This window comes from Caballeronia sp. HLA56, assembly GCF_054655155.1.
In genome coordinates, this window is record NZ_BAAHOB010000005.1 from 2,908,444 (window position 1) to 2,920,711 (window position 12,268).

12 protein-coding genes are annotated in these 12,268 nt (G+C 63.8%); 7 read left to right on the forward strand and 5 right to left on the reverse strand.

From position 1 onward, the window contains the following. Window positions 1–134: 134 nt before the first annotated feature. The 4 genes from ACYQ47_RS33175 to ACYQ47_RS33190 all read left to right on the forward strand — a co-directional run bounded on the left by ACYQ47_RS33175 (window position 135) and on the right by ACYQ47_RS33190 (window position 4,474). A complete protein-coding gene (locus tag ACYQ47_RS33175; RefSeq protein ID WP_459909011.1) occupies window positions 135–2,489 on the forward strand; it encodes a hypothetical protein in 2,355 nt (784 codons plus the stop codon). A gap of 71 nt (window positions 2,490–2,560) precedes the next feature. After that, window positions 2,561–3,277: a pseudouridine synthase gene (locus ACYQ47_RS33180; RefSeq protein WP_459909013.1), complete on the forward strand. Its 717-nt coding sequence runs from the start codon at window positions 2,561–2,563 to the stop codon at window positions 3,275–3,277. A gap of 40 nt (window positions 3,278–3,317) precedes the next feature. Next, window positions 3,318–4,175: an alpha/beta hydrolase gene (locus tag ACYQ47_RS33185; protein WP_459909015.1), complete on the forward strand. Its 858-nt coding sequence runs from the start codon at window positions 3,318–3,320 to the stop codon at window positions 4,173–4,175. 122 nt (window positions 4,176–4,297) lie between these two features. Next, a complete protein-coding gene (locus tag ACYQ47_RS33190; protein ID WP_244827238.1) occupies window positions 4,298–4,474 on the forward strand; it encodes a hypothetical protein in 177 nt (58 codons plus the stop codon). Here the strand turns inward: ACYQ47_RS33190 and ACYQ47_RS33195 are convergent. Further along, entirely contained in the window at window positions 4,471–5,466 is a 996-nt protein-coding gene (locus ACYQ47_RS33195) for an NAD-dependent epimerase/dehydratase family protein (RefSeq protein WP_459909426.1), read from the reverse strand. The genes ACYQ47_RS33190 and ACYQ47_RS33195 overlap by 4 nt on opposite strands. Before the next feature lie 95 nt (window positions 5,467–5,561). Here ACYQ47_RS33195 and ACYQ47_RS33200 point away from each other — a divergent pair, with 95 nt between their 5' ends. The 3 genes from ACYQ47_RS33200 to ACYQ47_RS33210 all read left to right on the forward strand — a co-directional run bounded on the left by ACYQ47_RS33200 (window position 5,562) and on the right by ACYQ47_RS33210 (window position 8,504). Next, window positions 5,562–6,593, forward strand: a complete 1,032-nt coding sequence (locus ACYQ47_RS33200) for a CDP-6-deoxy-delta-3,4-glucoseen reductase (protein WP_244827237.1) — start codon at window positions 5,562–5,564, stop codon at window positions 6,591–6,593. A 307-nt stretch (window positions 6,594–6,900) separates the two neighbouring features. After that, entirely contained in the window at window positions 6,901–8,085 is a 1,185-nt protein-coding gene (locus ACYQ47_RS33205) for an acetylornithine transaminase (RefSeq protein ID WP_244827236.1), read from the forward strand. Further along, window positions 8,082–8,504 (forward strand): GNAT family acetyltransferase, encoded by a 423-nt coding sequence (locus ACYQ47_RS33210; protein WP_250463480.1) that lies wholly within the window; start codon window positions 8,082–8,084, stop codon window positions 8,502–8,504. The genes ACYQ47_RS33205 and ACYQ47_RS33210 overlap by 4 nt, the downstream gene beginning before the upstream one ends. Before the next feature lie 69 nt (window positions 8,505–8,573). Here ACYQ47_RS33210 and ACYQ47_RS33215 read toward each other — a convergent pair whose 3' ends face one another. Genes ACYQ47_RS33215 through ACYQ47_RS33230 form a run of 4 tightly spaced genes read right to left on the reverse strand, consistent with a single transcriptional unit; the run spans window position 8,574 to window position 12,232 of the window. Beyond that, on the reverse strand, window positions 8,574–9,278 hold the full coding sequence (locus tag ACYQ47_RS33215; protein ID WP_409014923.1) for an ABC transporter ATP-binding protein: 705 nt from the start codon (window positions 9,276–9,278) through the stop codon (window positions 8,574–8,576). A gap of 17 nt (window positions 9,279–9,295) precedes the next feature. Beyond that, window positions 9,296–10,072, reverse strand: coding sequence for an ABC transporter ATP-binding protein (locus tag ACYQ47_RS33220; protein ID WP_244827233.1), 777 nt, complete (start codon window positions 10,070–10,072; stop codon window positions 9,296–9,298). A 15-nt stretch (window positions 10,073–10,087) separates the two neighbouring features. After that, the gene (locus ACYQ47_RS33225; RefSeq protein WP_244827232.1) at window positions 10,088–11,257 is read right to left on the reverse strand and encodes an ABC transporter permease subunit; all 1,170 of its coding nucleotides are present in this window, start codon (window positions 11,255–11,257) and stop codon (window positions 10,088–10,090) included. A 24-nt stretch (window positions 11,258–11,281) separates the two neighbouring features. Then, a complete protein-coding gene (locus ACYQ47_RS33230; RefSeq protein ID WP_244827231.1) occupies window positions 11,282–12,232 on the reverse strand; it encodes a branched-chain amino acid ABC transporter permease in 951 nt (316 codons plus the stop codon). Window positions 12,233–12,268: the final 36 nt, after the last annotated feature.

Genomic DNA, 12,268 nt, shown 5'->3' on the forward strand with positions numbered 1-12,268 from the left:
ATTCAGGACTCCGGCGCAGGGTGCATCGCGAGGATGCGTGCCTGCGCAGGCGACCGCTTTCGGCTTCCTTAGGAGTTCCGATGTCGTGACCCGCCCGCGCCATGTGTCGGGCCATAACTCCAATAGGGTGCGACATGAACCGACCAGAATATTCGCTGACGCTCGATTCGGTGATTTGCCGCCGCTGTAACGCCGTTTCGCGCGCAGAGGAAGAAACGTGCCCTTCTTGCGGGTCCGATCGGCAGGGCGCGATCTTCACGACGCGATCCGATCCTGTCGCGCCCATTGCATCCGCGGCGCCCGCAGCCGCCGCTGCCGCCGCGCCGATGCCGGGGCAACTCGACATCACCGATCTGCGCGATACCGGCTGGCTGACGCGTCTCGTTCGTCGCAGGATGGTGACGTCCTACCCGAGTCTTGCCGAGCCGGGCGACTTGCCGCCCGAGGCCGAGCGCAAACCGGCGAGGAAGGGACTGGCGGTGCTCATTGGCGGCGTGGTCGCGGGACTCGCCGCGGGCGGATACCTTTACGTGCAATCGGACGGAGGCGTCGTCACGGCGAACCGGCCGGTGATCAGCGCGGCTGGATCGATTGCAAATGGTGCGTCGGCGGCGCGCGGCGTGGGCGACGAGAAGCGTGCCGGACTCGACCAATCGAGAGCGGTCGCGGAACAGGCGCGCACGCTGGCATCGGCTGACGACGATGCGAAACGGGTTCGTGCAGATGACGCGCAAAGGCTTGCTAGTCGCGCGAATTCGGCCGATGCGAGTTCGCGTCGGGCACCCGATGCATCCTCTGCGGGCGGTTCCGTGGCGATCGCCGGCGTGACAGCGAGAGCGTCGGCGACACCGTCGGGCAATCGGCCTACGGCGACCGCAATGGCCGATCATCGTGCGACGAACGCCGGGCTTGGGAATTCGACGGTTGCGAAGCCCGCAATGGGAACGGAGCCGAAATCCGCTGCTCTGGCTCTGGCGTCGACGAGTCAGGCTCCGCAGTCCGCGACTACGCCGGTGGTGAAAACCGCATCGATCGCCGATGCGGGTGTGTCGACGGGCCCAGTGGTATCGCAAAGCAAGCCGTCGGCGGGTGGCGGCACTGTTTCCGCGCAAACGCCGGCAGCTTCCGCGCTTGGCGCATCGCAGAACAAGGCTTTGGCGTCGAATGCGGCTGGTGCTGGTGACGCCGGTGCATCGACGGTGAAACCGGCATCGCCCGGCAATGCCACGATGGCGAGCGGCTCATCGAACAAGGCCCCCGCGAACGATGCGATCGGCACACGGGAAGCAGTCGCGGCTGGTACCGATGGCAAGAAGAATGTGAACGCAGCACAACCGGCAGCGCCTTCGCTTGCCGCTCACAGCGCGCCTGGAACGGTCGCGTCGCCTGCGACGCAGACGGCGGCGAACTCGAAGCCTGAGAATGGCTCGACGTCATCGAAGCCGGCGACGCAGACCGTAGCGGGTGTCGCCACCCCGGCGGATGCTTCGCGGGGCAACGCGGCGGCATCGAAGACGGCATCGAACGGCATTGCATCGACGACTGCAAAGCCGGTGATGCAGACCGCGGCCGCTAGCGCCAACACGCCCGATACGTCGCGAAGCAACGCGACGACGACAACATCAGAAACAACCGCAAGCGGGAAGCCGGCAACGCAGACCGCAGCCGGCGCTGTCACCGCAGCGGATGCTTCGCGAAGCAACGCGACGACATTGGCAGCTTCAAAGACCGCATCGCCAAGCGCGAAGCCGGCTGCGCAGACCGCAGTCGCCAACGCGCCCGAAGCCTCCCAACACAGCCCGGCAGCCGGAAACGCAGCGCATCCCGCTCCGACCCCTCTCGCATCGACACAAGCCGCCGCGACCGTCATCGCGCAGGACGCTTCCCGCAACCACACGACCACGTCGGCCGCGAGCGCATCCGCCGCTCCATCACCGAAAACAGCGTCGATCGCCGCCAAACCCGCCGATACCCATCCGCCGCAAGAATCACCCGCCGTGGCCCGCAACATCGCCGCCGTCCAGCAGGCGCTCGCCAATCGCGACCTGGCTGCCGCCCGCCGCAACCTGCGCGTCCTCGCTTCGAGCCAATCGCGCAACCCGGAAGTTCAACAACTCGCAGCCGATGTCACCCGCCAGGAACGCGCCCGCGACAGCGCCGTGGCAAGCGCCCGCTCGTGCCCGTTGAACAAGGACCCGTCCTGCGCGGTCCGCAATGCCCGGCGCGCCGTGGCGCTCGATCCGCGCAACGCGCAAACGCAAGCAGTCCTGCGCCACGCGACGGCCGCGCAATACGAAGCGAACATCGCCTACTTCAGTCAAGGCGCGGCCATCCCGGCGCCCGCGGTGCCCGCGATGACCTTCGATGGCCGCTGGAGCGTGGGATCGCACCACGCGCCCGTGACGAGCCTCGCGGAAGACCGTTCCAACGCGACGCTCTTCGGCTGGGGCGTGCCGACGGTGGCGAAGGGTCGCGGCGACGCGCATTGAGCAACGGCGGAGACAATCGCTCGCAAGCCCCCGCCGCTTGCTAGAATCGCCGCTTCAACTCCGCCTATCCGATGGACCTCGAAACCCTCCTCTTCTCCCAAGGCTTCGGGTCGCGCCGCCAATGCCGCGGACTCGTCGCCGAAGGCCGCGTATGTATCGGTGGCGATGTTTGCGCCGATCCCCACGCGCGCATTTCCCTCACGCCATCGCCCGAATTCGAAGTGGACGGGCACGCCTGGACGTATCGCGAGAAAGCCTACATCGCGCTGAACAAGCCGCCCGGCTACGAATGTTCGCGCGATCCGCAACATCACCTGAGCATCTTTCACCTGTTGCCGCCGCAATTGATCGAGCGCGGCGTGCAGCCCGTCGGCAGGCTCGATCAGGACACCACCGGCCTGCTTCTGCTCTCCGATGACGGCGCCTTCGTGCATGCCTTCACGTCGCCCAAGCGCAAGGTGCCGAAGCTGTATCTGGCGACGACGCGTCACCCCATCGACGATGCACAACTCGCGCGCCTTGTCGAAGGCGTCCTGTTGCACGGCGAGACGAAGCCGAGCGCCGCGCTCGCGGCCACGCGACGCGACGAACATCTGCTCGAACTCACCGTGCAGGAAGGCAAATACCATCAGGTGAAGCGCATGGTCGCGGCGGCCGGCAACCGGGTGGAGAAACTGCATCGCGAGCGCGTGGGCGGTTATGCTTTGCCTGAGTCCCTGGCCGAAGGCGCATGGCGCTGGCTCGACGAGACCGATCTCGCCGTGCTGCGGGACTCACGCACGTCATAGCATCGGCTGCGCGCCGATCACTTTCAGGGTCGACGACATCATGCAACTCGCGGCGAGACGGCGCTTCATCACTCTGGCACTGGCGGCATGCGCTGCGGGCTTCGGTCCGTCGCGCGCGCGGGCAACGGCAGTCACGGCCGCGTCCGATGACGAAGAGCTCGCCGACGGCCTGCCCTACGGCCCGACTTCGCGGCAACGGCTCGACGTCTACGCGCCCGAAGAGGCCTCGCAACATGCGCGTCCGGTGATCGTGTATTTTTACGGTGGAAGCTGGCAAGCCGGCCAGCGCGCCGATTCGCGCGGCGTGGCCGACGCGCTCGCGCAACGCGGCTTCGTCGCGGTGACGCCGGATTACCGCGTGTATCCGGAAACCGTCTTCCCTGGCTTCCTTGCCGATGCCGCCGCTTCGGTGCGCTGGGCGCGCGATCACGCGCATGAGTTCGGCGGCGACCCGGAGCGCATCTTCGTGATGGGACATTCGGCGGGCGCGCATATCGCGGCGATGCTCGCCACCGACGGCCGCTATCTGCAAGCGCAAGGCATGGCGAAGGAATCGTTGCGCGGCATGATCGGGCTCGCCGGGCCGTATGTCGCCATTCCGTCCGAGCCGCACATGGGCGACATCTTTCCGGCAGCGGAGCGCGCCGAAACGCTGCCGATCGACTTCATTTCCGGCAACGAGCCGCCGATGCTTCTCGCCACCGGCACCGCCGATAACGTCGTCGATCCGCGCAACAGCGAGCGCTTCGCCGCGGCGTTGCGCGCGCACGACAATAGCGTCGAGCTCAAGCGCTATCCGGGCTACGACCACGGGCGCATCGTCGATGCCTTCACCGCGTCGGCACACGCAAATTCCCCGGTTCTGGCCGATGTCGCCGCGTTTATCGGCGCGCATTGATCCTGCAAATCGGTGTAAGCCCTGAGCGCGAGGCGTTGCACCGCAGCATGCTTTCCGGCGTCCGTATTCATATACTCAAAGCACGGACACCAGAATGACTATCAAAAAAGCAGGAGGGCATCATGTTCGCCCACACCACCGTTGCGCTGATCGCGTTCGCCGCACTGAGCGTTGTTCTTATCGGGGCATTGGCCGTTGCCATGCACATGCGGCACAAGTATTCGCCGAATCTGATCGGCGCGTTGATCGGCGCGCTGATGTGCTTCATCCTGCTCGAAACCTTGCCCGCGCTTATCTAGCGGGCCGCGCGCTCGCTTGCCGTCGCGCGCAGGAAGTCGGCCACGGTCGGATAACGCAGCGCGTAACCGAGCTCGCGCTTCAGGCGCGCGTTGGCGAGTCGTCGCGATTCGCGCATGAACGAAAGCGTGACCGGTTCGAGCTGCGTCGCGGCTTCTTCGCGCGAGATGCGCGGCACACGCGGCAGTCCGTAGGCATCGGCGACGAGATCGAAATAGTCGGCCATGCGCAGGTCCGTATCGTCGGATGCGTTGATGACTCTTTGCGGCCGCATGCGTTCGAGCGCGCGCACGAGGATGGCCGCGAGATCGTCGGCGTGAATGTGATTCGTGTAGACGTCCTCGCTCGCCAGAAGCGCCGGCATGCGCTTCTCGATGCGCGCCACGGGCAAACGATTCGCCGCATAAATTCCCGGAATCCGCACGATCGACACGTGCCAGCCGCTCGTCGCGCCTGCACGCCGCAGTTGCCGTTCCGCCGATACGCGGCGCCGGGCGCGCTCGTTCTCCGGACGCGCGGGCCGCGTTTCATCGATATGCGCGCCGGCGCAATCGCCATAGACGCCCGTCGTGCTCGCGTACACGAAGCGCGTGCCCGTCGCGAAAGGGGCGTCGGGTACAATGAACGACCTTCGGGCAATGCGCGAACCCGGTTGCATCGGGCCACGCGCGACGGAGCGGCGCGGTGCGCGCAACGCGGCGATGAGCGCACGCGTGCGGGTATCGGCGGCGCCATCGCGTTGCGGCGGCGCGAGATGCAAGACGGTCTTCGCAATACCGGCCAGGCGCCGCAGCGACCGGCGCGCGTCGAGGTCGCCGCCAATGGGCAGCGCGCCCGCGGCACGCAACTCGCCCGCGCGTTCAGGATGATGCGTAAGCGCGATCACGCGCGGCGCGGCGGCGCGGTTTTGCAGAAGCGGCAACGCGCGCATGCCGACATCGCCGCATCCGACGACAAGCACGCGCGAGCGGCGCAAAGTTCGAGTGGCGATCATGCCGAGCATTGTATCCGCGGCAGTCATTGTCGACGGCTTCATGGCTCGCGGCATCGCACGGAACACTCCTTCATGAGACAGCAAGAATTCGATCTATGGCTTTCAATGTAACGCTCCGGCAAAGCGGCCGGCAGTTTCAGGTGGAACCCGATGAACCGGTCCTGACGGCCGCTTTGCGCCAGGGTATCGGTCTGCCTTACGGGTGCAAGAACGGCGCGTGCGGCTCCTGCAAGGGGTCCGTTGTCCAGGGCGAAATCGAGCAGGCGCCGCATTCCTCGTCCGCGCTCTCGAACGACGAAAAAACGCGCGGCATGGCGCTCTTCTGCTGCGCGACCGCGCAGACCGATCTCACCATCGACGTGCGCGAAGTCGCGGGTGTCGGCGACGTGCAGGTGAAGAAGCTGCCCTGCCGCGTGAACGCGCTCGAACGCAAGGCCGACGACGTCATCGAACTGAAGCTGCAACTGCCCGCCAACGAACGTCTGCAATATCTCGCGGGGCAGTACATCGAATTCATTCTGAAGGACGGCAAACGTCGCAGCTATTCGATGGCGAGCCCGCCGCATCACGAAGGCCCGCTCGAACTGCACGTGCGTCACATGCCCGGCGGCACGTTCACGGACCACGTCTTCGGCGCGATGAAGGAACGCGACATCCTTCGCTTCGAAGGTCCGCTCGGCACGTTCTTTCTGCGCGACGAATCCGACAAGCCCATCGTGCTGCTCGCGTCGGGCACGGGCTTCGCGCCGATCAAGGCGATCATCGAGCATGCGGTGTTCAAGAACCTCAATCGCCCGATGACGCTCTACTGGGGCGGCCGTCGCAAGAAAGACCTCTACATGATGGCGCTTGCCGAGCAATGGGCGCGCGAAGTGCCGAACTTCAAGTTCGTGCCGGTGCTCTCCGAACCCGACGCCGACGACGCATGGACCGGCCGCACGGGCTTCGTTCATCGTGCTGTCATCGAAGATCTGCCAGACTTGAGCGCTCATCAGGTGTACGCGTGCGGCGCGCCGGTGATGGTGGAATCGGCGCAGCGCGACTTCACGTTGCATCATCGCTTGCCGGAAGACGAGTTCTACGCGGATTCGTTCACGAGCGCGGCGGATCTCGCGCATCCGGTCTGAATCGCCAAAGGTGCCAGCCTGCGAACCTGCGCGCGGATAAAAATTCGCGCGCACGGTTTACAGGCGGGAACTTGATAACGTATCCTTCGCGAATGAACTCGATCCTGATTCACCTTCGCGCACTTCGACGTCGCCGCTCGCCGCTTCCCTAGGGATGCCGCTGGCTCGTCACGCATTTGCGCGCAAAGGTTCGGTTTGTTCAACGCGCAAGAAATGAAGCCACGGATATCCGTGGCTTTTGTTTTTTTCGGCTCGCCGTTCTTCTCGCTTCCTTTCCTTCGTCACTGCTTTCGTGGAGCCTGCTGTCATGAATTTCAATGAGTACCCCGTCGATTCGCTGATGTACATCACGAACCGCCCCGAGATCGTGTTCACGCACGGCAAAGGCTCCTGGATTTACGACAACACCGGCAAGCGATATCTCGACTTCATTCAGGGCTGGGCTGTCAATTCGCTCGGCCATTGCAACGAAGGCATGATCGAAGCACTGGAAAAGCAGGCGCGCACGCTCATCAACCCGTCGCCCGCGTTCTACAACGCGCCGATGGCGCAGCTCGCGGGTCTGCTCACCGCCAACAGTTGCTTCGACAAGGTGTTCTTCGCCAACAGCGGCGCGGAAGCCAACGAAGGCGCGATCAAGCTCGCGCGCAAGTGGGGACGCAAGTTCAAAAACGGCGCGTATGAAATCATCACGTTCGACCACAGTTTCCATGGCCGCACGCTCGCGACGATGTCGGCAAGCGGCAAGCCGGGCTGGGACACCATCTACGCACCGCAAGTGCCGGGCTTTCCGAAGGCCGATCTGAACGACATCGCATCGGTGGAAAAGCTCATCACGGAAAAGACCGTCGCCGTGATGCTCGAACCGATTCAGGGCGAAGGCGGCGTGATTCCGGCCACGCGCGAATTCATGCAGCAATTGCGCGATCTGACGAAGCAACACAACCTGCTCTTGATCGTCGATGAAGTGCAAAGCGGATGCGGCCGCGCGGGAACGCTCTTCGCCTACGAACTGTCGGGCATCGAGCCGGACATCATGACGCTCGGCAAGGGTATTGGCGGTGGCGTGCCGCTGGCAGCGCTCCTTTCGACGGCGGCAATCGAATGTTTCGAACCGGGCGATCAGGGCGGCACCTACAACGGCAATCCGTTGATGACGGCAGTGGGTTACTCGGTGATCTCGCAACTCGTCGCGCCCGGCTTTCTCGAAGGCGTGCGCGAGCGTGGCGAATACCTGAAGTCCGAGTTGTTGAAGCTGTCGGCCGAGCGCGGCTTCAGGGGCGAGCGCGGCGAAGGTTTGTTGCGCGCGCTTCTGCTCGATAGCGACAAGGGTCCGCAGATCGTCGAAAAGGCGCGTCTGTTGCAACCCGACGGTCTGCTGCTCAACGCCGCGCGTCCGAATCTGTTGCGCTTCATGCCCGCGCTGAACGTGACGAAGGACGAGATCGACCAAATGCTGAAAATGCTGCGCACCGTGCTGGATGCGCTGTGATCATCCGTACGTTCGATGCAAGCGATCGCGAAGCCGTGATCGCCCTGTGGCGCGATGTCTTCCCCGAATACGCGGATGCATCGCGGCCGCAGCGCGATCCGGCATTGTCGATCGCCAACAAGATGAACACGCAGCCGGAGTTGTTCTTCGTCGGAACGGTCGAGGACCGCGTGGTCGGCACGGTGATGTCCGGCTACGACGGTCATCGCGGCTGGGTTTATTCGCTGGCCGTGGCGCCCGCGTTACGCCGGCGCGGCTATGGCGCAACGCTCATGCGCCATGCCGAAGAAGCGCTCGCGGCACGCGGATGCCCGAAAGTGAATCTGCAGATACTCGCGGTCAAGACCGAACTGCGCGGCTTCTATGAAAAGCTCGGGTATCGGATGGATGAAGTCGTGAGCCTCGGCAAGCGGCTATAAACGTCTCTATAAACGCGGCTATAAAAAAAGCCCTTCCGTGGAAGGGCTTTCGAACGACTCAAGCACTATTCACTCGCCGAGATACGCGGCACGCACCTTCGGATCGTCGAGCATGATCTTGGCGTCGCCGGACATGGTGACCACGCCCGAGTCCATCACATAGCCGCGATTCGCCGCCTGCAACGCCAAACGCGCGTTTTGTTCGACGAGCAACACCGTCAGCCCTTCCGACGAAATCTCGCGCACCACCTCGAAAATCTTCTCGACCATGATGGGTGAAAGACCCATCGACGGCTCATCGAGCAGAAGCAGTTTCGGACGCGACAACAACGCGCGCGCCATGGCGAGCATCTGCTGTTCGCCGCCCGACAGCGTGCCCGCATATTGCGATGCGCGCTCCTTCAGACGCGGGAAGAAGCCGAACATGCGGTCGGTGTCCTTCTGAATCTGGTCGGCGTCGTTGCGCAGATAGGCGCCCATCTGCATGTTTTCCAGGATCGACATGCGCGCGAAGATGCCGCGGCCTTCCGGCACCATGGCAAGACCGCGCTTGAGCAACTCGTGCGTCGGCACGCCACGGATCGACTGACCCATGTATTCGATGTCGCCGCCCAAATACGGCTTGAGACCGGTGATGGCCTTCATCGTCGTGGTCTTGCCGGCGCCGTTCGCGCCGATCAGCGTGACGAGTTCGCCCTGTCCGACTTCCAAGTCGACACCCTTCACCGCCTGGATACCGCCGTAGTTCACCTGCAAACCCTTGACCTTCAACATTGCGCTTGGCGTCGCCATTAATGCACCCCCGCACCCAGATATGCCTCGATCACCTTCGGGTCCTTCTGCACGTCCTGCGGCAGACCCTCGGCGATCACCTTGCCGTAATCGAGCACCGTCATGCGGTTGCACAATCCCATCACGAGTTTCACGTCGTGTTCGATCAACAGAATCGTCTTGCCGTCGCTACGGATCTTGTCGAGCAGACGCGTAAGCTCCACTTTCTCCGTCGCGTTCATGCCGGCGGCCGGTTCGTCGAGCGCAAGCAGCTTCGGATCGGTCGCCAGTGCGCGCGCGATTTCCAGACGCCGCTGGTGGCCGTACGACAGATTGCGCGACGTGTAGTCGGCGTATTGCAGCACGCCCACGTATTCGAGCAGCTCGAGCGCGCGCTCCTTGATCTCGCGCTCTTCGCGCCGCTCGGACGGCGTCTGAAACACCGCGCCGATGAGACCGTGCTTCGTGCGCACATGGCGTCCGACCATCACGTTTTCGAGCGCGGTCATGCCGCCGAAGAGCCGGATGTTCTGGAACGTGCGCGCAATGCCCGCCTTCGCCACCTGATACACCGCCGTCGGCGTATAAGCTTCGCCATCGAGCTTGAACACGCCCGAATCCGGCGTGTAAAGGCCCGTGATCACGTTGAAGAACGTGGTCTTGCCCGCGCCGTTCGGACCGATCAGACCGTAGATTTCGCCCGCCTTGATTTCGAGGCCGACATCCGACAAAGCCTGCAGCCCGCCGAAGCGCTTGTTGACGCCCTTCACGGACAGTCGCGTTTGCTTTTCGCTCATCTTTGAGTTCCCCGTTTAGGCGCGCACTGGCTTCTTGCTGCCGCGCTTCGCGATCTTCGCGATCTTGTCTTCGTGTTTCGGGGCCGGCCACAGGCCTTCCGAGCGATACAGCATGATCAGCACCATCGCGAGACCGTAGAGCAACTGGCGGATGACTTCGGTATCGACGATCTGATGACCGAAGATCGCGTTCTGCAGCGGACCCATGGTCGAGCGCAGGAATTCGGGGAACACGGCAAGCAGCACCGCGCCGAGAATCACGCCCGGGATATGGCCCATGCCGCCGAGCACCACGCACGCCAGCACGACGATCGATTCCCAGAACGTGAACGATTCCGGCGACACGAAGCCCTGGAACGCGCCGAACATCGAGCCCGACAGACCGCCGAAGGACGCGCCCATCGCGAAGGCCAGCAGCTTTACGTTACGCGTGTTGATGCCCATTGCCTTGGCGGCGATTTCGTCTTCGCGGATAGCGGCCCACGCGCGGCCGATACGCGAGTGCTGCAAGCGCGTGCACACCCAGATCACCAGCAACGCGCCGAGCACGAAGAGGTAGTAATACATGTACACGGACGGAAACTTCATGCCGAAGAACGTGTGCGTCTGCGAGAGGTTGAAGCCCGCGACGGTCACGGGATCGATACCGGTGATGCCCTTCGGACCGTTCGTGATGTTGATCGGACGATCGAGGTTGTTCATGAAGATCCGGATGATCTCCCCGAAGCCCAAGGTCACGATGGCGAGGTAGTCGCCGCGCAGACGAAGCGTCGGCGCACCGAGCAGCACACCGAAGGTCGCGGCCAGCGCCATCGCGCACGGCGCGATGATGAGGAACGGCACGTGCAGACCGCCCGGCGCGAGATGCGCGATCCACTCGAACTGCGAGGTCAGTTGCGGCGACGACAGCAGCGCTGCGACGTAAGCGCCGACCGCGTAGAACGCGATGTAGCCCAGATCAAGCAGGCCGGCGAAACCGACCACTACGTTCAGGCCCAGCGCGAGCATCACGTAGAGCATCGCGAAGTCGAGCACGCGCACCCAGTAGTTGCCGCCTGCCGCGCCGATGATCATCGGCGCCGCGATCACGAGCACCGTGGTGATGACGCCGACCACCAGCTTGCGGGTCGCGTTTTTCTCGGGAATGAGCGTCGTGGACGGCTCAATCGGTTGAATCGAAGTCATATTTTTTAGCTCCTCACGCGAGGGTTAAGCGCGATCCGCGACACGTTCGCCGAGCAGACCCGACGGACGGAACACGAGCACGATGATCAGCACGATGAAGGCGAACACGTCTTGATAGTTACTGCCGAAGACGCCGCCTGTCAGGTTGCCGATATAACCGGCGCCCAACTGTTCGATGAGACCCAGCAACACGCCCCCGACCATCGCGCCGCCCAGGTTGCCGATGCCGCCCAGCACCGCCGCCGTGAACGCCTTGAGACCGGGGATGAAGCCCATGTAGAAGTGCGCGTTGCCGTATTCGGAGGCGATCATCACGCCGGCGAGTGCGGCAAGCGCCGAGCCGATCATGAAGGTCGCGGAAATCACGAAGTTCGGGTTCACGCCCATCAGCGATGCAACGCCTGGGTTCTCGGCGATTGCGCGCATGGCGCGGCCGAGCTTGGTCTTGTGCACGAGAAGGAGCAAGCCGCCCATCACGAGGAACGCGACCACGATGATGACGATTTCGGTCATCGAGATCACCGCGCCCGGACGGGTTTCGTCGGCGGCGATGACGTTGATCGGATCGGTCGGCAGCAGCTGCGGGAACGCGAGGGGATTGCGGCCCCAGATCATCATCGCGAGCGTCTGCAAGAGAATGGACACGCCGATCGCGGTGATCAGCGGCGCGAGACGCGGCGCTTTACGAAGCGGACGGTACGCGACCTTCTCGATCGTGTAGCCCACCACCGCGCAGACCACGGCGGCAATGACAAGCGCGATGGTCAGCATGATCGGCCCGGGAATGCCCGGCGCGTGATTCTGCATCACGCCGATGGCCGACAGCGCGACCATGGCACCCACCATCAGCACGTCGCCGTGCGCGAAGTTGATGATGCCGAGAATCCCGTACACCATCGTATAGCCCAGTGCGATGATGGCGTAAATGCTGCCAAGCACCAGACCGTTGAGGACCTGCTGGATGAAAATATCCATATAACGCTCCTTAGCCCCGTGCGACCGGATTACGTC

What these genes read in the sequence shown, in the direction of transcription:
- ACYQ47_RS33175 (WP_459909011.1), top strand. Translation starts at nt 135, where the DNA reads ATGAACCGACCAGAATATTCGCTGACGCTCGATTCGGTGATTTGCCGC.
- ACYQ47_RS33180 (WP_459909013.1), top strand. Translation starts at nt 2,561, where the DNA reads ATGGACCTCGAAACCCTCCTCTTCTCCCAAGGCTTCGGGTCGCGCCGC.
- ACYQ47_RS33185 (WP_459909015.1), top strand. Translation starts at nt 3,318, where the DNA reads ATGCAACTCGCGGCGAGACGGCGCTTCATCACTCTGGCACTGGCGGCA.
- ACYQ47_RS33190 (WP_244827238.1), top strand. Translation starts at nt 4,298, where the DNA reads ATGTTCGCCCACACCACCGTTGCGCTGATCGCGTTCGCCGCACTGAGC.
- ACYQ47_RS33195 (WP_459909426.1), bottom strand. Translation starts at nt 5,466, where the DNA reads ATGATCGCCACTCGAACTTTGCGCCGCTCGCGCGTGCTTGTCGTCGGA.
- ACYQ47_RS33200 (WP_244827237.1), top strand. Translation starts at nt 5,562, where the DNA reads ATGGCTTTCAATGTAACGCTCCGGCAAAGCGGCCGGCAGTTTCAGGTG.
- ACYQ47_RS33205 (WP_244827236.1), top strand. Translation starts at nt 6,901, where the DNA reads ATGAATTTCAATGAGTACCCCGTCGATTCGCTGATGTACATCACGAAC.
- ACYQ47_RS33215 (WP_409014923.1), bottom strand. Translation starts at nt 9,278, where the DNA reads ATGTTGAAGGTCAAGGGTTTGCAGGTGAACTACGGCGGTATCCAGGCG.
- ACYQ47_RS33220 (WP_244827233.1), bottom strand. Translation starts at nt 10,072, where the DNA reads ATGAGCGAAAAGCAAACGCGACTGTCCGTGAAGGGCGTCAACAAGCGC.
- ACYQ47_RS33225 (WP_244827232.1), bottom strand. Translation starts at nt 11,257, where the DNA reads ATGACTTCGATTCAACCGATTGAGCCGTCCACGACGCTCATTCCCGAG.
- ACYQ47_RS33230 (WP_244827231.1), bottom strand. Translation starts at nt 12,232, where the DNA reads ATGGATATTTTCATCCAGCAGGTCCTCAACGGTCTGGTGCTTGGCAGC.